The organism is Streptomyces sp. NPDC006393, assembly GCF_040628575.1.
Classification (GTDB): domain Bacteria; phylum Actinomycetota; class Actinomycetes; order Streptomycetales; family Streptomycetaceae; genus Streptomyces.
Map to the genome: position 1 here is coordinate 1 of NZ_JBEXZD010000047.1, position 19,344 is coordinate 19,344.

The 19,344-nt window shown below is 70.4% G+C and carries 20 protein-coding genes and 1 tRNA gene; 11 read left to right on the forward strand and 10 right to left on the reverse strand.

Annotation, left to right across the window (positions count from 1 at the left end; translation table 11 throughout):
* Positions 1–265 (forward strand): ATP-binding protein (locus ABZ484_RS20485; protein WP_358867310.1); only part of this gene is annotated, 265 nt, incomplete at its 5' end.
* 110 nt (positions 266–375) lie between these two features.
* Here ABZ484_RS20485 and ABZ484_RS20490 read toward each other — a convergent pair.
* Positions 376–1,122, reverse strand: a complete 747-nt coding sequence (locus tag ABZ484_RS20490) for a DUF5324 family protein (RefSeq protein WP_358867311.1) — start codon at positions 1,120–1,122, stop codon at positions 376–378.
* A 332-nt stretch (positions 1,123–1,454) separates the two neighbouring features.
* Here ABZ484_RS20490 and ABZ484_RS20495 point away from each other — a divergent pair, with 332 nt between their 5' ends.
* On the forward strand, positions 1,455–1,985 hold the full coding sequence (locus ABZ484_RS20495; protein WP_358867312.1) for a peptidylprolyl isomerase: 531 nt from the start codon (positions 1,455–1,457) through the stop codon (positions 1,983–1,985).
* Between the two features lie 110 nt (positions 1,986–2,095).
* Positions 2,096–2,986, forward strand: a complete 891-nt coding sequence (locus ABZ484_RS20500; protein WP_358867313.1) for a rhomboid family intramembrane serine protease — start codon at positions 2,096–2,098, stop codon at positions 2,984–2,986.
* 313 nt (positions 2,987–3,299) lie between these two features.
* Here ABZ484_RS20500 and crgA read toward each other — a convergent pair whose 3' ends face one another.
* Entirely contained in the window at positions 3,300–3,554 is a 255-nt protein-coding gene (crgA, locus tag ABZ484_RS20505; protein WP_030181722.1) for a cell division protein CrgA, read from the reverse strand.
* Between the two features lie 151 nt (positions 3,555–3,705).
* Between crgA and ABZ484_RS20510 the strand changes: the two genes are divergently transcribed.
* The 5 genes from ABZ484_RS20510 (at position 3,706) to ABZ484_RS20530 (ending at position 7,338) form a co-directional block, all read left to right on the forward strand.
* Complete coding sequence (locus ABZ484_RS20510; protein ID WP_358867314.1) at positions 3,706–4,485, forward strand: DUF881 domain-containing protein; 780 nt, start codon at positions 3,706–3,708, stop codon at positions 4,483–4,485.
* Between the two features lie 123 nt (positions 4,486–4,608).
* Complete coding sequence (locus ABZ484_RS20515; protein WP_030181717.1) at positions 4,609–4,770, forward strand: hypothetical protein; 162 nt, start codon at positions 4,609–4,611, stop codon at positions 4,768–4,770.
* On the forward strand, positions 4,767–5,405 hold the full coding sequence (locus tag ABZ484_RS20520; RefSeq protein WP_358867315.1) for an aminodeoxychorismate/anthranilate synthase component II: 639 nt from the start codon (positions 4,767–4,769) through the stop codon (positions 5,403–5,405). The genes ABZ484_RS20515 and ABZ484_RS20520 overlap by 4 nt, the downstream gene beginning before the upstream one ends.
* Positions 5,402–6,565 carry a class E sortase gene (locus ABZ484_RS20525; RefSeq protein WP_358867316.1) on the forward strand — a complete coding sequence of 388 codons (1,164 nt, stop codon included), beginning with the start codon at positions 5,402–5,404 and terminating at the stop codon, positions 6,563–6,565. The genes ABZ484_RS20520 and ABZ484_RS20525 overlap by 4 nt, the downstream gene beginning before the upstream one ends.
* Positions 6,566–6,579: 14 nt before the next feature.
* Positions 6,580–7,338 (forward strand): class E sortase, encoded by a 759-nt coding sequence (locus ABZ484_RS20530; RefSeq protein ID WP_358867317.1) that lies wholly within the window; start codon positions 6,580–6,582, stop codon positions 7,336–7,338.
* Between the two features lie 93 nt (positions 7,339–7,431).
* On the opposite strand, the gene pknB is transcribed toward ABZ484_RS20530, so the two are convergent.
* The 7 genes from pknB to ABZ484_RS20565 form a co-directional block, all read right to left on the reverse strand.
* Complete coding sequence (gene pknB, locus ABZ484_RS20535) at positions 7,432–9,420, reverse strand: Stk1 family PASTA domain-containing Ser/Thr kinase (protein WP_358867318.1); 1,989 nt, start codon at positions 9,418–9,420, stop codon at positions 7,432–7,434.
* A gap of 169 nt (positions 9,421–9,589) precedes the next feature.
* Positions 9,590–11,074, reverse strand: coding sequence for a penicillin-binding protein 2 (locus ABZ484_RS20540; protein WP_358867319.1), 1,485 nt, complete (start codon positions 11,072–11,074; stop codon positions 9,590–9,592).
* Positions 11,071–12,510 (reverse strand): FtsW/RodA/SpoVE family cell cycle protein, encoded by a 1,440-nt coding sequence (locus tag ABZ484_RS20545; RefSeq protein ID WP_358867320.1) that lies wholly within the window; start codon positions 12,508–12,510, stop codon positions 11,071–11,073. Before ABZ484_RS20545 ends, ABZ484_RS20540 begins: the two co-directional genes overlap by 4 nt.
* A gap of 27 nt (positions 12,511–12,537) precedes the next feature.
* Entirely contained in the window at positions 12,538–14,127 is a 1,590-nt protein-coding gene (locus ABZ484_RS20550) for a Stp1/IreP family PP2C-type Ser/Thr phosphatase (RefSeq protein ID WP_358867321.1), read from the reverse strand.
* Positions 14,128–14,267: 140 nt separating this feature from the next.
* On the reverse strand, positions 14,268–14,783 hold the full coding sequence (locus tag ABZ484_RS20555) for an FHA domain-containing protein (RefSeq protein WP_358867322.1): 516 nt from the start codon (positions 14,781–14,783) through the stop codon (positions 14,268–14,270).
* Positions 14,784–14,793: 10 nt separating this feature from the next.
* Complete coding sequence (locus ABZ484_RS20560; protein WP_358867323.1) at positions 14,794–15,651, reverse strand: DUF3662 and FHA domain-containing protein; 858 nt, start codon at positions 15,649–15,651, stop codon at positions 14,794–14,796.
* Entirely contained in the window at positions 15,639–15,788 is a 150-nt protein-coding gene (locus tag ABZ484_RS20565; protein ID WP_358867324.1) for a hypothetical protein, read from the reverse strand. Before ABZ484_RS20565 ends, ABZ484_RS20560 begins: the two co-directional genes overlap by 13 nt.
* A 515-nt stretch (positions 15,789–16,303) precedes the next feature.
* Here ABZ484_RS20565 and ABZ484_RS20570 point away from each other — a divergent pair.
* A tRNA-Leu gene (locus tag ABZ484_RS20570) sits at positions 16,304–16,387 on the forward strand.
* A 135-nt stretch (positions 16,388–16,522) separates the two neighbouring features.
* On the opposite strand, the gene ABZ484_RS20575 is transcribed toward ABZ484_RS20570, so the two are convergent.
* Positions 16,523–17,437 (reverse strand): carbohydrate-binding protein, encoded by a 915-nt coding sequence (locus ABZ484_RS20575; RefSeq protein WP_358867325.1) that lies wholly within the window; start codon positions 17,435–17,437, stop codon positions 16,523–16,525.
* 43 nt (positions 17,438–17,480) lie between these two features.
* On the opposite strand from ABZ484_RS20575, the gene ABZ484_RS20580 reads away from it, so the two are divergent.
* On the forward strand, positions 17,481–17,783 hold the full coding sequence (locus ABZ484_RS20580) for a hypothetical protein (RefSeq protein ID WP_358867326.1): 303 nt from the start codon (positions 17,481–17,483) through the stop codon (positions 17,781–17,783).
* Positions 17,780–19,324, forward strand: coding sequence for a DUF2252 domain-containing protein (locus tag ABZ484_RS20585; protein WP_358867327.1), 1,545 nt, complete (start codon positions 17,780–17,782; stop codon positions 19,322–19,324). Before ABZ484_RS20580 ends, ABZ484_RS20585 begins: the two co-directional genes overlap by 4 nt.
* Positions 19,325–19,344: the final 20 nt, after the last annotated feature.

Consider the following 19,344-nt stretch of genomic DNA (forward strand, 5'->3'; position numbering starts at 1 on the left):
CGAGCTGATCACCAGCGAACTGGTCACCAACGCCATCCGCTACGGAGCCGACCCCGTCGTGCTGCGGCTGATCCGGGACACCACGTCGCTGATCTGCGAGGTCTCCGACGGCAGCAGCACCGCCCCGCATCTGCGCCGGGCGCGCACCTACGACGAGGGAGGCCGCGGACTGCTGCTCGTCGCGAGCCTCACCCAGCGCTGGGGCACCCGCTACGGCGACAGCGGCAAGACGATCTGGGCCGAGCAACCGCTGAGCCAGGGCTGACGCGGAGACACAGGGCTGACGCGGGGCGTGTCGGGAAAGGGCGCACAACGGAGGGTCGCCCGCGTACCGGACGTACGCGGGCGACCCCGGAGAGCATGCGGCGGGCGCCGTCAGCCCTGATCGTCGCGGTCCGCCGCCTCCTCCTCGGCCTCCTTCGCCTCGACCTCGGGGTCCAGGACCGACTGGCCGCTGCCGTCCACCGAGGACAGCCGGCCGGACTCGGGGACCTCGGTCGCGGCCGGCGGCTCCACCAGCCAGTCGGGATTGGCCTGCTTGTCCCACCACTTCCAGGCGGCGAACGCACCGCCCGCGACCACGCCCACCAGCGCGACCACCTTGGCGATGCGACCGGCCCGTGCCCGCCGGCTCCGCTTGCGGGCGAGCTTCTGGATCTTCTGCGCGGGGACCTGGCCGCGCAACGCGACCAGCGCGGCGGCCCCCCGCGCGGCGGCCTCGTCCGCGACCGGCCCGGCCGCGGCCATCGCCTGCTCGATGCGCGGCCGGGACACCGCCACCGCCTGCTCGATCCGCGGCCTGGAGTACTCGGCGGCCTGCCGCGCGGCCTTGCGTGTGCGGCAGGCGGCCTCCTGGGCGGCCTGGTCGAGCTTCGGCGGTACATACGTCATGGCCTGCGTGCGGGCCTGCTCCAGACGGGGGGCGACATGGGCGCCGTACTGCACACGGGCCTGGTCGGCGGCCAGGGAGACCTTCGGCGCCAGCCGTACGCGTGCCTCGTGCGCGTAGTGCGCGGCCCTTTCCCTGGCCGTGTCGGCGTAGGGCGCCACCACTTCCGCGGCGTGCAGCACGCTGTCCTTCGCCGAGCCGGTCGCGGCGCGCACGCTGTCGATGCGGGTCACGGGTTCCTCCTCCTCGGTGGCGTACGGTAATTCGACTTTCCACCCATTTACGGATCATGCCTGCCGAGGGGCCCGTGAGCATGTGCGCACGGGCATCCGGGTCACGGTCACGCGGAGACGGTGGAAGGGTGATAGCGGATGAATACGGAGCAACGGGAGCTTGTCGATGACAATGCCACGGATCGCCGCGCGGCGCTCCCGACCCGAGTGGACTGACCCCGAATTCCGCAACCGATTCCGGCGGATGTCCGCCCCGACGAGGGCGCCGGGCGACGCGTGGCCCCGGCCGTGCGAGGATCGGAGGGTCAAGAGAAGACAACGGAAGGCAGATCGTGGCTGAGCAGCTCTACGCCACCCTGAAGACCAACCAAGGCGACATCGAGATCCGGCTCCTGCCGGACCATGCCCCCAAGACGGTCCGCAACTTCGTGGAGCTCGCCAAGGGCGAGCGCGAGTGGACACACCCCGCCACCGGCGAGAAGTCCACGGCGAAGCTGTACGACGGCACGGTCTTCCACCGGGTGATCAGCGGTTTCATGATCCAGGGCGGTGACCCGCTGGGCAACGGCACCGGCGGCCCCGGCTACACGTTCGAGGACGAGTTCCACCCGGACCTCGCCTTCAACAAGCCCTACCTGCTGGCGATGGCCAACGCCGGCCCGGGCACCAACGGCTCGCAGTTCTTCGTCACCGTCGCCCCGACGGCCTGGCTGACCCGCAAGCACACCATCTTCGGCGAGGTCACCGACCCGGCCAGCCAGAAGGTCGTCGACGCCATCGCGGCCACGAAGACCAATCGCAACGACCGCCCGCTCAACGACGTGGTCATCGAGTCGGTCGTCATCGAGTCCCGCGGAGCCTGAACCAACGGCTCGCAAGGGAACCAATCGCCCCGCTCGTCCGTAAGGATGAGCGGGGCGGTGCGTTGCCACGGCGAGTCGTGCACCGTCCACAGCGAACCCGAGGGGACCCCATGGAACAGGCGCCAGGCGGCCGGTCGGAGGCACGCAGCGGCGTGCCCACCTGCTACCGGCACCCGGACCGCGAGACCGGCATCCGCTGCACCCGCTGCGAGCGGCCGATCTGCCCCGAGTGCATGGTCGATGCCTCCGTGGGATTCCAGTGCCCGGACTGCGTCCGCGCCGGCTCCGGCACAGGGCACTCCCCGGCCGCGTCCCGGCCCCGGACGATCGCCGGTGGCAGCGTGGCGGCCGATCCGCGTCTGATCACCAAGCTGCTGATCGGCATCAACCTGGCCGCGTTCCTGGCCCAGCTGTCCCTCGGAGACCGCTTCACCGATCGGTTCGATCTGATCGGCCAGGCCTACGTGCCCCTCCTCGGCGGCATCGAGGGCGTCGCGCACGGCCAGTACTACCGGCTGCTGACCGCGATGTTCCTGCACGGCGGCTACATCCACATCCTGTTCAACATGCTCAGCCTGTGGTGGATCGGCGGTCCCCTGGAAGCGGCCCTCGGTCGTGCCCGCTACCTGGCCCTCTACTTCGTCTCCGGACTGGCCGGCAGCGCGCTCACCTACCTGGTCGCCGCCCCCAACCAGCCCTCCCTCGGCGCCTCCGGCGCCATCTTCGGCCTCTTCGGCGCCACCGCCGTCCTGATGCGCCGGCTCAACTACGACATGCGCCCCGTCATCGCCCTCCTGGTGGTCAACCTGATCATCACCTTCGGCTGGGCCAACATCGCCTGGCAGGCGCACATCGGCGGCCTGGTCGCCGGTGTGATCGTCGGCTACGCGATGGTCCACGCCCCGCGCGAGCGGCGGGCGCTGGTGCAGTACGGGACGTGCGCGCTGGTGCTGGCGGTCATCGTCGTCATGATCGTCGCAAGAACCGCCCAGCTCGCCTGAGGACGGTCTCGGACGAGGCCGTCTCCCTCTGGGGCCCCTCCGCTGTCCAATGTTGTCCACAGTGTGTGCCGAATCTTGTGCACAGTGTGCGGGAACAACTGTGCCCCCTGTCGCTCACCTGTATTTGCGCAGGTCAGGCAGGGGGCCAGAGGATGGCGGCGAGGTGGTGCGACAGTCGTACCGGTGTCAACGGGGGACTGGTTATCCACAGATGGTCTTTCTTTTCCCCAGGGATTTCTACAGGCTGTGGATAACTCAGCGGATAGCTGTGGGGAGAGCTGGACCCGGCCCCCGGTTCACCCGGCTGCGACCGCTACTTCCACTGCGTGGAGACGCCGAATCCGGCCGCGATGAAGCCGAAGCCGACCACGATGTTCCAGTTGTCCAGCGCGTCGATGGGCAGCGAGCCGTCGGTCACGTAGAAGACGACGATCCAGGCCAGGCCGATGACGAACATGGCCAGCATCACCGGGGCCACCCAGCCACGGCTCTCCAGCTTCAGGGCCGTCGCCTGCTTAGCGGGCGGCGGCGTGTAGTCGGCCTTCTTGCGGATACGTGACTTCGGCACGAGGGTCTCTCCTGTCGATGCGCTGCGTGGCCGCGCAGGGGAACTGGGCTGGCTCCGGGGGCGTACAAGGGGACTGCTGGGGGAAACCCCGCGCTCCCCCGGGCGTCCGTTAGCGTAGTGCTTCCGTGGCGCCGAAGGAGATAAGGGTACGTTGAGCAATTCTGCCGACTCTCCGGGGACCGGATCCAGTCCGGCCCGCACGCCCCGTTTCCGGCCCGTGCGGATCCTCACCGTGGCCGTTTTCGCCCTCGCCGGGCTGATTTTCTTCACCAGTTTCAACACGGCCAAGGGCACCAATATCCGGACGGACGCCTCACTGCTGAAGCTGTCGGACCTCATCCAGGAGCGCAGCCACAAGAACAAGGAGCTGGACGAGTCCAACGCGGCGCTGCGCCACGACGTCGAGTCCCTCGCCGAGAGCGACGACGGCAGCACCAAGGCGCAGGACGAGAAGCTGGCCGGCCTGGAGAACAGCGCGGGGACGCGGCCGGTCAAGGGGAAGGCCGTCACGGTCACCCTCGACGACGCCCCGCCGAACGCCACCGCCAAGCTCCCCGGCTACCCCGAGCCGCAGCCCGACTACCTGGTCATCCACCAGCAGGACCTCCAGGCCGTGGTCAACGCGCTGTGGCACGGCGGCGCCCGGGGCATCAAGGTCATGGACCAGCGGCTGATCTCCACGAGCGCGGTGCGCTGCGTGGGCAACACCCTGATCCTCCAGGGCCGCGTCTACTCCCCGCCGTACAAGATCACGGCGGTCGGCGACCCGGAGAAGCTCCAGCAGGCGCTCGCGGACTCCCCGGCGATCCAGAACTACATGGTCTACGTCAACGTCTACGGTCTCGGCTGGAAGGTCACCGAGGACGGGACGGTGACCCTGCCCGGCTACTCGGGCACCGTGGACCTGCACTACGCGCAGCCGGTGAAGTAGCCGCCGGGCCCGGTTCCCCGAGGCCGGGAAACCGAGGGCGCCGCGCCGTTAGTCTGTTGGCGTACGGCGTGAGTGGTGGCGTACGGCGTGAGTCTGGTGCCGTGGTGAGACGGAAGGGACGGCATGTACGGCTGGATCTGGCGGCATCTGCCGGGGAACGCGTGGGTGAGGGCGCTGATCTCACTGGTCCTGGTCCTGGCCGTGGTCTACGTCCTGTTCCAGTACGTCTTCCCGTGGGCCGAACCGCTGCTGCCCTTCAACGATGTGACGGTGAACAACCAGTGAGTGCGCGGATCCTCGTCGTCGACAACTACGACAGCTTCGTCTTCAACCTCGTCCAGTACCTGTACCAGCTCGGCGCCGAGTGCGAGGTGCTGCGCAACGACGAGGTGTCCACGGCGCACGCCCAGGACGGCTTCGACGGCGTGCTGCTCTCGCCGGGGCCGGGCACGCCCGAGCAGGCCGGTGTGTGCGTGGACATGGTGCGGCACTGCGCCGCGACCGGTGTCCCCGTCTTCGGCGTGTGCCTGGGCATGCAGTCCATGCAGGTGGCGTACGGCGGCGTGGTGGACCGGGCGCCGGAGCTGCTGCACGGCAAGACCTCCCTGGTGGAGCACGAGGGCAGGGGCGTCTTCGCCGGGCTGCCCTCGCCGTTCACGGCGACCCGCTACCACTCCCTGGCCGCGATGCCGCCGACCGTGCCCGACGAGCTGGAGGTCACCGCCCGTACCCACGACGGCATCATCATGGGCCTGCGCCACCGGGAACTGCCCGTGGAGGGCGTGCAGTTCCATCCCGAGTCGGTGCTCACCGAGCACGGGCACCGGATGCTGGCCAACTGGCTGGTGGAGTGCGGCGACCAGGGTGCGGTGGCGAGGTCTGCGGGGCTCGCCCCGGTGGTGGGCAGGGCCACGGCGTGACCGCGCTGCGCCCCGAGCGCGAGTCCGGTGCCGACTGGTACGGATCCTCCGAGGGCTACGACGCCCCCGCGGATCCGTACGCCTCGGTGCCGTACGACACGCGTGACCCGGTGGCGCCGTACGCGGGCTCCCTCACCGAGGAGACGATGGGGCTGCGGGTCCCCGAGCCGCCGCCCAGGGCCTCAGGAGGCGAACGGGGCACCACGGCGCCCGGAGCGCCCGGAGCGGCCGGGACGGCCGGAGGAACGGCCGGAGGCCCGCCGGGGACGCCCGGACCGCCTGGGACGCCCGAAGTCCCCCAGGGCGGCCGTGCGGCCCGCAGAAAGGCCGCCAGGGGCCGCCACGGGCGCCAGGCACGCCCAGGGCGTCACGGGGCCGGTGCGCATGCCGCCGGACGGTCCTCACCGGGAGGGGACGGGGCGCCCGAGGGGCAGCCGGCCGCTCCCCTGACCCGGGTGGAGGCGCGGCGGCTCGCGCGGGCGCGCAGACCCGGCCCGGGGGTGGTCGCCAGCCGGATCGTCGGCGAGGTGTTCATCACCACCGGTGTGCTGATGCTGCTGTTCGTCACCTACCAGCTGTGGTGGACGAACGTCCGGGCCCACGCGCTGGCGGGCAACGAGGCACACCAGTTGCAGGACGACTGGGCGAGCGGCAAGCGCAGCCCGGGGGTCTTCGAGCCGGGGCAGGGCTTCGCCATCCTGCACATCCCGAAGCTGGACGTGGTGGTGCCGATCGCGGAGGGCACCAGCAAGACGAAGGTGCTGGACAAGGGCATGGTCGGGCACTACGGCCAGGGCGACCTCAACACGGCGATGCCCGAGGCGAAGACGGGCAACTTCGGGCTCGCCGGGCACCGCAACACCCATGGCGAGCCGTTCCGCTACATCAACAGGCTCAAGCCGGGCGATCCGATCGTCGTGGAGACGCAGGACACCTACTTCGTGTACAAGATGACGTCGATGCTGCCGGTGACGTCACCGGCCAACATCAGCGTCCTGGACCCGGTCCCCAAGGGGTCGGGGTTCACCGGACCCGGTCGCTACATCACACTCACCACCTGCACACCGGAGTTCACCAGCAAGTACCGGTTGATCGTCTGGGGCAAGATGGTCGAGGAACGGCCGCGCAGCAAGGGCAAGCCGGATGCGCTCGTCAGTTAAAGGGCGGATGAACAGTGGCAGCGACCACGGACGACACGGCAGAGCACACCGACGACGGCCCCGCGCCGCGCTCGCGCCGGCGGGGCGGCGGCCGGCTGGCCCTGGCCGTCAGCGTCTTCGGTGAACTCCTCATCACGGCGGGCCTGGTGCTCGGCCTGTTCGTCGTCTACTCCCTGTGGTGGACCAATGTGATAGCGGACCGCAAGGCGGACCGACAGGGCCACAAGATCCGCGACGAGTGGGCGCACTCCGCGCCCGGTGGCCCAGGTGGCCCCGGCGCTCTGGACACCGGGGACGGCATCGGCTTCCTGCACGTGCCGGCCATGCACAACGGCGAGGTCCTGGTGAAGAAGGGCACGTCGACGGACGTCCTGAACGACGGCGTGGCCGGCTACTACGTCGACCCGGTCAAGGCGACCCTGCCGATGACCGGCAAGACGGGCAACTTCACCCTCGCCGCCCACCGGGACGGCCACGGCGCGAAGTTCCACAACATCGACAAGATCGAGAAGGGCGACCCGATCGTCTTCGAGACCCGGGACAAGTGGTACGTCTACAAGGTCTACGACATCCTGCCCGAGACCTCGAAGTTCAACGTCGAGGTCCTCACCCCGGTCCCGAAGGAGTCGGGCGCGACCAAGCCCGGCCACTACATCACCCTGACGACCTGCACACCGGTGTACACGAGCCGGTACCGGTATGTGGTCTGGGGCGAACTGGTCCGTGTGGACAAGGTGGACAGCAAGCGGACGCCGCCGAAGGAACTGCGGTGACGGAGCTCCACGCAGGAGCTCCACGGGCGCGACGGAGCCCCGGCACCAGGAAGGTGCCGGGGCTCCGTTCGTCAGGGCCGTGACGCCGGGCGGTCAGCCGAAGAGGCCGCCGTTGTTGTTGCCGCCGTTGTTGCCACCCTGGTTGTTGCCGCCGCCGAAGGCGGTCAGGGTGATCGGCGTGGCACCCGGGTTGTCGACCTGCTGGTTGGGCTTGGGGTCCTGGTCGACGACGAGGGCGTTGGGGTCGGTGCTGCCCCTGACCTGGATGTTGGTGAAGCCGGCCCCGTTCAGGATCTGCGTGGCCTGTGCCACCGTCTTGGTGCGGACATCGGGTACCTGGGTCTTCTGCTGCTGGACCGGCTTGCCGATCTGGATCGACACCGTGGAGCCCTTGTCGACCGGGGTGCCTGCCGCCGGCGACGTCTGGATGACCTTGCCGACCTTGGCGGGGTCGGTGTTGTCCACATCGGTGCACTCACCGGTGAGGTTGCTGGCTTCCAGCTGCTGTTTGGCGGCCTCGCAGGACTGGTTCGTGACGTCCGGGACCGGGACCTGCTTCTTCTCCGCGGCGACCGTCAGGGTGACGGTGGAGCCCTTCTCCTTCTCCGTGTCGCCCTGAGGGTCCTGGCTGATGACCACGCCCGGGGACTGGTCGGACTCCTGGGTCTGCTTCTCGACCTTGAAGCCCTTGCCTTCCAGCTGGGACTGCGCCTTGTCGAAGGTCAGGCCCCGTACATCGGGCACGATCACCTTCGGCGCCCCCGTCGACACCGTGAGGGTGACGGTGGTGCCCTTCTCGACCTCGGTGCCCTTGGCCGGGTCCTGGTCGCAGACCTTGCCCTTGGGCTCGTTCTCGCAGGGCTTCTGCGTGAACGTCGCCTTCAGGCCGACGTTCTCCGCCATGGACTTCGCGTCCGCCCTCGTCTGGTCGACGAAGTTCGGCACCGGCACCTTGTCGTTGGCCGCGCTCTCGCCGCTGAAGACCCACTTGCCGATCAGGATGGCGCCGAGGAGCACCAGGATGCCGGCGACGACCAGGAGGATCGTCGACGTGTGGGACTTCTTCTGCTGGCGGCGGCGGTCGGGGCGCTCGTCGTAGCCGTAGCCGCCGTCGTCCGGGTTCATCGGCGGCAGCATCGTCGTGGCGGGGGCGCCCGCGTCGGGACGCAGGGCCGTGGTCGGCTGGTCGTCGGGGTAGCCGCCGTAGCCCACCGCGCCCATGGCGGCCGTGGCCGCGACCGGCTGGCCGTCGAGGCAGGCCTCGATGTCGGCGCGCATCTCGTCGGCCGACTGGTAGCGGTAGTCGGGGTCCTTGACCAGGGCCCGCAGGACGATGGCGTCCATCTCGGGCGTGATCTCGGGGTCGAAGACGCTCGGCGGCTGGGGTTCCTCGCGTACGTGCTGGTAGGCCACCGCGACCGGGGAGTCGCCGACGAACGGCGGGCGGACCGTCAGCAGCTCGTAGAGCAGGCAACCCGTCGAGTACAGGTCCGAGCGGGCGTCGACCTGCTCGCCCTTGGCCTGCTCCGGGGAGAGGTACTGGGCGGTGCCGATGACCGCGGCGGTCTGCGTCATCGTCATGCCGGAGTCGCCCATCGCGCGGGCGATGCCGAAGTCCATGACCTTGACCTGGCCGTTGCGGGTCAGCATGACGTTGGCCGGCTTGATGTCGCGGTGGACGATGCCGCTGCGGTGGGCGTACTCCAGGCCCTGGAGGATGCCGACGGTCATCTCCATGGCCCGCTCGGGCAGCAGCTTGCGGCCGCTGTGCAGCAGCTCACGGAGTGTGGAGCCGTCGACGTACTCCATGACGATGTACGGGATCGAGACCCCGTCGATGTAGTCCTCGCCCGTGTCGTAGACCGCGACGATCGCGGGATGGTTGAGCGAGGCGGCCGACTGGGCCTCCCGGCGGAACCGGGCCTGGAAGGAAGGGTCGCGCGCCAGGTCGGCGCGCAGCGTCTTCACCGCCACGGTGCGGCCCAGGCGGGTGTCATGCGCGAGGTACACCTCCGCCATGCCACCACGGCCGAGCACCTGGCCCAGCTCGTACCGGCCGCCGAGGCGACGCGGCTCTTCCATAGCTACCTACCAGCCCTCTCCGTCGGACCCGACCGGCACCACGTGTGCCGCCGGAGCTGCCGTCCGGGCCTACCGTACCCGGCTCGCTTTGTATGACCTGGCCAAGCCCGTAACCCGATACAGGACCGGTATGTCAACGTGCACCGATGTGAAGGGGGCGTGAGCAGGGTCACTTCTTGGAGTTGATGACCGCCTCCATCACGCTCTTCGCGATGGGGGCCGCGAGGCCGCCGCCGGAGATGTCGTCGCGGTTGGCGTTGTCGTCCTCGACCACCACGGCCACCGCGACCGGCGAGCTGCCGTCGCTGGTCTTGGCGTAGGAGATGAACCAGGCGTACGGCTTGCCGGCGTTGTTGACGCCGTGCTGGGCGGTACCGGTCTTGCCGCCCACGGTGACGCCGTTGCCGAGCTGGGCGTTCTGGCCGGTGCCCTCCTTGACGACCGTCTCCATCATCGACTGGAGGATCTGGGCGTTCTTCGAGGACAGCGGCCGGCTCAGCTCCTCCGGCTGGGTCTGCTCCAGGGTGTCGAGGGTCGGCGACTGGAGCTTGTCGACCATGTACGGCTTCATCAGCTTGCCGTCGTTGGCGACCGCGGAGGCGACCATGGCCATCTGGAGCGGGGTCGCGGCGGTGTTGTACTGGCCGATCGAGGACAGCGCGGTCTGCGAGGGGTTCATGTCGTCGGAGAACACCGAGGCGTTGGCGCGGACCGGGGTGAACTGCTCCTTGTTGAAGCCGAACTTCTCGGCCTCGTCGAGCATCTTGTCGTTGCCGAGGGTGGAGCCGATCTTGCCGAAGACGGTGTTGCAGGAGTAGCGCAGCGCGACGCGCATGGTGGCGTTCTTGCAGGGGATGTGGCCCTCGTTGGGCAGCGGGGTGGTGGTGCCCGGCATGGTCCACGGGTCCGGCGAGTCGGTGTTCTCGTCGGCCGTCGTGTACAGCCCGTTCTCCAGCGCGGCGGCCGCGGTGACCACCTTGAAGGTGGAGCCGGGCGGGTAGGTCTCGCGCAGCGCCCGGTTCAGCGTCGGGTCGCTGGGGTCGTTCTTCTTCTGGAGCTTGTTCCAGGCCTTGCCGTCCGCCGCGGAGGTGCCGGCGAACGACGAGGGGTCGTACGACGGGTAGGAGGCCAGCGCCAGGATCTTGCCGGTGGACGGCTCCAGGGCGACGACGGCCCCCTTGCCGTGGCCCTTGAGGCCGTTGTACGCCGCCTTCTGCGCGGCCGCGTTCAGCGTGGTGACCACGTTGCCGCCCTGCTTCGGCTTGCCCGTGATCATGTCCAGGGTGTTGCGGAAGAAGAGCCGGTCGTCGTTGCCGGTGAGTATGCCGTCGTCGATGCTCTCCAGCTGCGTGGCGCCGAAGGACTGCGAGGCGAAGCCGGTGACGGGTGCCCACATGGGGCCGTTCTTGTAGGTGCGCTTGTACTTCAGGTCGTTGAGCCCGTTGCTCTTGGTCTCGGTCGACCCGGTGATCGGGGAGCCGCCGACGATGATGTCGCCGCGCGGGGTGGAGTAGCGGGCGATGGTGACGCGGCGGTTGTTCTCGTCGTTCTTCAGGCCGTCGGCCTTGACGTACTGGAGCCAGTTGTCGCGGATGAGCAGCGTGAGGACGAGGAGGCCGCAGAAGATCGCGATCCGGCGCAGGGGCTTGTTCACGGGCGGACCACCTGGGTCATCTCGGCGTCGGGGTTGGAAGCGGGTGCGGGCGCCGGCCGGCGGGCGGTGTCGCTGATCCGGATCAGTACACCGATGAGGGCCCAGTTGGCGATGACGGAGGAACCGCCGTACGCCAGGAACGGCATGGTCATACCGGTCAGCGGGATGAGACCCATCACACCGCCGGAGACGACGAAGACCTGAAGGGCGAAGGCGCCGGACAGGCCGATGGCGAGCAGCTTGCCGAACGGGTCGCGGGCGGCCAGCGCCGTGCGCACGCCGCGCTCCACGATCAGGCCGTAGATCAGCAGGATGGCCATGATGCCGGCGAGGCCCAGTTCCTCGCCGAAGGTGGCGAGGATGAAGTCGGAGTTGGCGGCGAACCGGATGAGGTCGGAGTGGCCCTGGCCGAGCCCGGAGCCCAGGGTGCCGCCGGAGCCGAACGCCCACAGCGCCTGCTGGAGCTGCTCGGAGTGCACGCCGGGTGCGCCCGAGCGGCTCAGCTTGTACTCGTTCATCGGGTTCAGCCAGGCCTGGACGCGCTGGTGCACGTGCGGCTCGAAGCTGGCCACGCCGACGGCGCCGGCCGCGGACATCAGCAGACCGAAGACGATCCAGCTGGTCCGCTCGGTGGCGACGTACAGCATGATCACGAACATGCCGAAGAACAGCAGGGAGGTGCCGAGGTCGGTCTCGAAGACCAGGATGAGGATCGACATCACCCAGACGACCAGGATCGGGCCGAGGTCGCGGCCGCGCGGCAGGTACAGCCCCATGAAGCGGCGGCTGGCCAGGGCGAGCGCGTCCCGCTTCACCATCAGGTAGCCGGCGAAGAAGACCGCGAGGACGATCTTCGCGAACTCGCCGGGCTGGATGGAGAAGCTGCCGACGTGGATCCAGATCTTCGCGCCGTAGACGGGCAGGGCGAGGCCGGGGACCAGCGGCAGCAGCAGCAGGACCAGCGCGGCGACCATGGAGATGTAGGTGTAGCGCTGCAGGACGCGGTGGTCCTTGAGGAAGATCAGGGCGACGACGAACAGCGCGATGCCCATCGCCGTGTACATCAGCTGGTTGGGCGCCTTGTCGCCGGCCTGGTCGATGGCCTGGAGCAGCTTGGACTGGTCCAGCCGCCAGATCACCACCAGGCCGAGCCCGTTGAGCAGGGTGGCCAGTGGGAGCAGCAGCGGGTCCGCGTAGGGCGCGAACTTGCGTACGACGAGATGGGCGACGCCGGCCAGCAGGCCGAGGCCCAGGCCGTAGCTCAGCAGGCCGGAGGGCACCTGGTTGTCGATGGCCAGGCCCACGTTGGCGTAGGCGAACACCGGGATGACGACCGCGAAGATCAGCAGGGCGAGCTCGGTGTTGCGCCGGCTCGGCGCGCCGATGGCGCCGATCGTGGACGTGTGGTGCGTCGGCGAGTTGGTAGTACTGCTCATCGTGTGACAGGGCCTCTCACGGCTTGCCTACTGCTTACCGCACTGCGAGACGACCTTCTGCTCTTCCTCCGAGAGAGTGGGGCCGGGGTTGGAAGTGGGCGCGGTCGCGGACTTGGACGGGGACGGTGACGTGGACGTCGACGGACTCGGCGTCGCTGTCGCCTTGGACGTGAAGGAGGCGGGGGTGGTTCCGGTGGTGGCGCCGGTGCCGGTGGTGCCGGTGGTGCTCTTCGTGCCGGTGGTGCCTCCGGTCTTGCCCTGGGGCTCCTTGGCGTTGTTCTGGGACTCCGCGGCGCGGCGCTCGGCTTCCTTGCGGCACGCGGAGGCCTGCACCGACAGCTCGTCGATCTTCTTCTGGGCGTCCTGGAGACCGCCGTCGCCGGCGATCGTCGCCTTGACCTGCTTCTGCTGGTAGGGCGGCAGGTACTTGAGTTCGATCTCGGGGTGGTCGGTCTCCACCTTGGACAGCTTCATCCAGGCCAGGTCCTGGCTGATGCCCCGGTAGAGCGCGACGTGCTCGTCGTTGACGCCGACGAAGTACTGGGTCTGCGTCCAGCGGTAGCCGCCGTACAGGCCGCCGCCGATGACGGCGAGCGCGAGCACGCCGTACAGGGAGCCCTTCAGCCACCTGCGGCCCCTGCGCGGCTTGACGAAGTCGTCGTCGCCGTAGCCCGCGAAGCCGCCGGCGGGGATGAAGCCGGTGGTGTCGCCGGAGCCGGGCGGGCCGAACTCGCCGCCCCCGCCGCCCTGGCCGGGTACCTGGCGGCCCAGGCCCGAGGCGCGGCCGGCCGGGGTCTGCATGATGCCGTTGTCGTGCAGGTGGTGCTGGTTCTCGGCGACCGCGCCGACGACGACCGGGGTGTCGGACAGCTGCCCGGCGAGGGTGTCGCCGGTGTCCAGGTCGAGGACGTCGGCCACGATGACGGTGATGTTGTCGGGGCCGCCGCCGCGCAGCGCGAGCTGGATCAGTTCCTGCACGGTCTCCTGCGGGCCCTGGTAGCTGGCGAGGGTCTCCTCCATCGTCTGGTGGGAGACCACGCCGGACAGGCCGTCGGAGCAGATCAGATAGCGGTCGCCGGCGCGGACCTCGCGGATGGACAGGTCCGGCTCGACGTGCTCGCCGCTGCCGAGGGCGCGCATCAGGAGGGCGCGCTGCGGGTGGGTGCTGGCCTCCTCCTCGGTGATGCGTCCCTCGTCGACCAGGCGCTGCACCCAGGTGTGGTCCTGGGTGATCTGGGTCAGGACGCCGTCGCGCAGCAGGTAGGCGCGCGAGTCGCCGACGTGCACGAGGCCGAGCCGCTGCCCGGTCCACAGCAGTGCGGTCAGCGTGGTCCCCATGCCCTCCAGCTGCGGGTCCTCCTCGACCATGGCGCGCAGCTGGTCGTTGGCGCGCTGCACGGCCGCGGCGAGCGAGGTGAGGATGTCGGAGCCGGGGATGTCGTCGTCGAGGGCGACGATGGTGGAGATCACCTCGGAGGAGGCGACCTCGCCGGCGGCCTGGCCGCCCATGCCGTCGGCGATCGCGAGCAGTCGCGGACCGGCGTAACCGGAGTCCTCGTTGCCCTCGCGGATCATGCCCTTGTGCGATCCGGCGGCGAAGCGCAGTGACAGACTCATGCGCACCTCGCCCGTCGGCTCCGGATACAGCCGATCGTGTCGAGCCACACTGCCCACCCTCCGGTCGGGAGCGCGCCGGGGCCCGGGGTGCCGGCCGCCGCCGCGTGCTCGCTCCGCTCGCGCTCATTCATGACGTAGCACTACTTCCGCAGCTCGATGACGGTCTTGCCGATGCGGATCGGCGCGCCCAGCGGGATCGGCGTGGGGGTCGTCAGCCGGGACCGGTCCAGGTACGTGCCGTTGGTGGATCCGAGGTCCTCGACGATCCACTGGCCGTCGCGGTCCGGGTAGATCCTGGCATGACGGCTGGAGGCGTAGTCGTCGTCCAGCACGATCGTGGAGTCGTGCGCGCGGCCCAGCGTGATCGTCTGGCCCTGGAGCGCGACGGTGGTACCGGTGAGGGTGCCCTCGGTCACCACGAGCTTGGTGGGGGCGTTGCGGCGCTGCCGGCCGCCGCCACCCTGCTGACCGCGCTGCTGCGGGGGCGCGGCCTGCCGTGCGGCCTGCTGCGGCCGGCCGGCGTCCCGGCGGGCCCCCCGCTGGGTGACGCGCGTACCGAACAGGTCGCTGCGGATGACCTGCACGGCCACGATCACGAACAGCCACAGTACGGCCAGGAAACCCAGCCGCATGACCGTGAGGGTCAGCTCTGACATTGCCCCCGGTTCACCCTTCGGCTTGCCTATAGATAACGGTGGTGCTGCCCACGACGATCCGCGAGCCGTCGCGGAGCGTAGCGCGGGTGGTGTGCTGCCCGTCCACCACGATGCCGTTGGTGGACCCGAGATCCTGGATCGTCGAGGGCGTTCCGGTCCGGATCTCGCAGTGCCGGCGGGAGACGCCGGGGTCGTCGATCCGCACGTCGGCGTCGGTGCTGCGGCCCAGCACGAGCGTCGGGCGGGAGATCTGGTGGCGGTTGCCGTTGATCTCGATCCAGTAGCGGGTGCGTCCGCCGGCCGTGGGGCCCTGCGGGGGCCGGTGGGCGGCGGGCTGCGGGTAGCCGTACCCGCCGGGGCGTGCGCCGGGCGGCGGGGCGGAGGGCATGGGGGGCGCTGCCGCGGGCGGGTAGCCGTACCCGCCCTGGGCGCCGGGGCGGCCGGGCGCGGCCGGCGAGGGGCCCTGCGGGCTCTGCGCGGCCTGCTGGCTGCTGGAGGAGGCGAGCGTACGGCTGCGCACCCGGTACAGGCCGGTGTCCAGGTCGTCCGCCTTCTCCAGGTGGACCTTGATCGGTCCCATGAAGGTGTAGCGCTGCTGCTTGGCGTAGTCGCGCACCATGCCGGCGAGCTCGTCGCCGAGCTGGCCGGAGTAGGGGCTCAGACGCTCGTAGTCGGGCGCGCTGAGCTCCACGATGAAGTCGTTGGGGACGACCGTGCGGTCGCGGTTCCAGATGGTCGCGTTGTTGTCGCACTCGCGCTGGAGCGCGCCTGCGATCTCCACGGGCTGGACCTCGGACTTGAAGACCTTGGCGAAGGTGCCGTTGACCAGGCCTTCGAGACGCTGCTCGAACTTCTTCAGGACTCCCATGGGGCACCTCCTCCGTCGTGGCCGTCGCTGCGGGTCTTGCTGTCGTGCTTGCGGTCGTGCTTGCGGTCGTGCTTGTGGGTCTTGCGGTCGTGCTGATGCGTACTGCTTACCTGGTACTGCTTACTGATCGTATCCACGCGCCGGTAAATCGGCTGGTTCCCCCTGTCGGCCCCGTCGACGGTTGTCGACACTCCTTGTACTCCCTGTGTACGTCTGCCCAGGATCGTAGAGGCGGCCGTAGACCAGTGTCCCGCACCCGAGGGTGCGGCCTGTCCGGCTCCTGGGGAGACGGGCGGGACCGGTACGAGGTTGATACGTGAACAGGCACAGGTTGATACGGAGCGGGGGCATCCGGGGCGCGGGGACTCGCGGGTGGGGGCGCTCCGGAGGGCACGGCGGTGAGAACGGGGGCATCGGGGGGCAGGGCACTGGGGGGACGTCGGAGGACGTCGGAGGACATCGGGGGACGTCGGGGGCGGTGTTCGGGGGGAGGGCCGGGCGGGGGGCCGGATGCTGTCGGTGCTGGTGCTTGGGGGTGCGCCTGCCCCGGGGAAAGGGATGTGAACCCACCCCGGACGGCGTGCTAATGTTCTGGGTGTCGGAAGGCGCCGGGCCCGAAACGAAGGGAACGGAGCCGGAGGACACACCCAATGCGCGGGTGGCGGAATAGGCAGACGCGCTGGATTCAGGTTCCAGTGCCCGCAAGGGCGTGGGGGTTCAACTCCCCCCTCGCGCACAACTGAAAGCCCCGCAGGTCTCGGACCTGCGGGGCTTTCGCGTTGCCCGGACAAGCGGGGCAGGCTTTGGCGTTGTCCGGGCACGCTTCCTGGCCACCTGTTCTGCCTGTGAGGAAGGTCTCAGGCGGCGAGGGTCACTCGCGGGCCCACAGGGCGGGGACGTTGGGCGGCTCCCAGCCGGTCATGGACGTGTGGGCCTGGACACATCGGTAGGCGACTCCGTCGTAGGTCACCCGGTCGCCCGCGCCGTAGGCGTGGCCGGGCGCCCAGGTGCCGCCGGGCGGATCGGTGGGCGGGTCGGTGGGCGGGTCGGTCGGGTCGCCCGGGCCGGGCGTGCCCTCGACGTCCAGGACGAAGTCGAAGGTGCCCTCCTGACCCCCGCCCGCCCCGCGGACGTTCATCAGCAGCGTCGCGTCGAAGAGGCTGTCGGTGGCGTTGCGCGGCTCACCGGGGAAGTACAGCTGGGTGGTCAGCACCGGCTGCCCGGGGGCCTGGGCCTTGACGTGGATGTGCCGGGTGCGGCCCGGGTAGAGGCCCGGCACGATCGTGCTCAGCGAGTACGCCCCGGTGGCGTCCGTGAACTGGTGACCTCGCAGGGTGTACCCGGCCATGTCGTAGGCGCCGGCGTCGTCGGCCTGCCAGAAGTCGAGGAGCACCCCCGGCAGCGGGACGCAGTCGCGCCCGAAGACGTAGCCGCTGACGGTCAGCGGGGTGCCCGTGGTGCCCGGCGTCACCAGGTCGGTGCGCAGCGGGGAGTCCGGCTTGAAGTAGGGGCCCTCGATCTGGTCGTGGGTGGGGCCGTCGCCGTCGTCGCAGGTGGGCGTGGGCGCAAGGGACCGGCCCCGGCCCGCGGAGTCCCGGGCGAGCGCCACGGTGCCGGTGAGCAGCGGAAGGGCGGCGCCGGCGGCGACGGCCGCCTTGAGCAGGTTCTTGCGGCTGATCGGACGGCCGGGTCCGGGGACGGATCCGGGGCCTGGACCGGGGGCCGGCTCGGTGGGGGATCCGGGCCCGGGAACCGGGCCGGAGTGATCGGGTGGGGTGGGTGTCATGGCGGTTCCTCGGTCTCCTCGAACGGGGGAAGAAGGACGGGACGTGCATGACGGTGTGCCGTTGACGGCCGATGCGATCGCGGTGACCGCGGTGACCTATGCGATCGCGGTGGTCGCGGTGACCGATGCGATCGCGGTGGTCGCGGTGGTCGCGGTGATCGCTGTGATCCCGGACGACTGTAATCAGGCTGGTGACGGCCGTGGAGATACCGGCCGGACCCCTGCGTGGCGTTATGGCCGCCCCCGCGGGGCGGCGTCCCGGTGCACCCGCGGCGGGCCCGGCTGTACGGTCTGGCTCGTCGACGTGAACCGGACGAGGTCTGGGTGGGAGGGGCGGTCGGGATGACCGAGCTCACGGTGGGGACGGATGCGGCCCAAGCGGCCATAGCAAGCAAAGGAAGCGTGAGGGACGCAGGAGGACCGGGAGGCGCGGAGGCGGCGGCGATCGCGGGAGTCGCGGGAGTCGCGGGGGTCGACGCGACCGGTGGCGGGGCCGGACGGGCGGGGCGGGTGCCGGTGGTGCCCGGGTTCGCACGGTGGCCCGTCGAGGGCTCGCCCAAGGCGGAGGGCAAGGCGCTGCGCGGGCGTGTCCCGCGGTCCGCGCACGCCGCCTTCGAGGCGGACGCCGGCCGGCCGGACGCGCTCACGGCCGTCGAGGAGTCCAGCCAGGGCCGCATCCCCGAGCTGACGCCGATCCGGGTCGGCAGGATGGCGGCGACACCGTTCGCGTTCCTGCGCGGCTCGGCGGGCCTGATGGCGTACGACCTCGCGCGCACCCCCATGACCGGCGTCGGCGCCCAGATCTGCGGTGACGCGCACGCGGCCAACTTCGGCCTGTACGCGGACGCCCGCGGCGGCCTGGTGATCGACCTGAACGACTTCGACGAGACCGTCCACGGGCCCTGGGAGTGGGACCTCAAGCGGCTCGCCGCCTCCCTGGTGCTCGCGGGCCGGGAGGCGGGCTGCGACGAGGACAGCTGCCGTGCCGCGGCCCAGGACGCGGTGGGCGCCTACCGGCGCACCATGCGGCTGTTGGCCAAGCTCCCGGTCCTGGACGCCTGGAACGCCATCGCCGACGAGGAACTCGTCTCCCACACCGACGCCCACGACCTGCTCGGCACGCTGGAGCGGGTCTCGGAGAAGGCGCGGGCCAACACCAGCGGCCGTTTCGCCGCCCGGTCGACGGAGCGGACGGAGGACGGCGGGCGCCGCTTCGTGGACGCCTCGCCGGTGCTGCGGCGGGTGACCGACGCGGAGGCGGCGGCGGTGGCGGCGTCGCTGGAGCACTACCTGACCACGCTCCCGGAGGACCGGCTTCCCCTGCTGGCCCGTCACGCGGTGCACGACGTCGCGTTCCGGGTGGTCGGCACGGGCAGCGTGGGCACGCGGTCGTACGTCGTGCTGCTGCTGGACCACCGCGGTGAGCCGCTGGTGCTCCAGGTGAAGGAGGCCCGGCCGTCGGCGCTGGTGGGGCACCTGGTGACCGCCGGTTTCGCGGCGCCGGAGGTGGACCACGAGGGCCGCCGGGTGGTGCTCGGTCAGAAGCGGATGCAGGTGGTCAGCGACATCCTGCTGGGCTGGACGACCGTGGCGGGACGGCCGTTCCAGGTACGTCAGTTCCGCAACCGCAAGGGCAGCGTCGACCCGGCCGCCCTCCCCGCCGACCAGATCGACGACTACGCCCGGATGACCGGCGCGCTCCTGGCCCGCGCCCACGCCCACAGCGCCGACCCCCGGCTGATCGCCGGTTACTGCGGCAAGAACGAGGAGCTGGACGAGGCCGTCGCCGCCTTCGCCGTCGCCTACGCCGACCGCACCGAGGCGGACCACGCGGACCTGGTGGCGGCGGTGCGGGCGGGCCGGATCGCGGCCGAGGCGGGGGTGTGAGCCCGCTTTCGTCGGTTTCG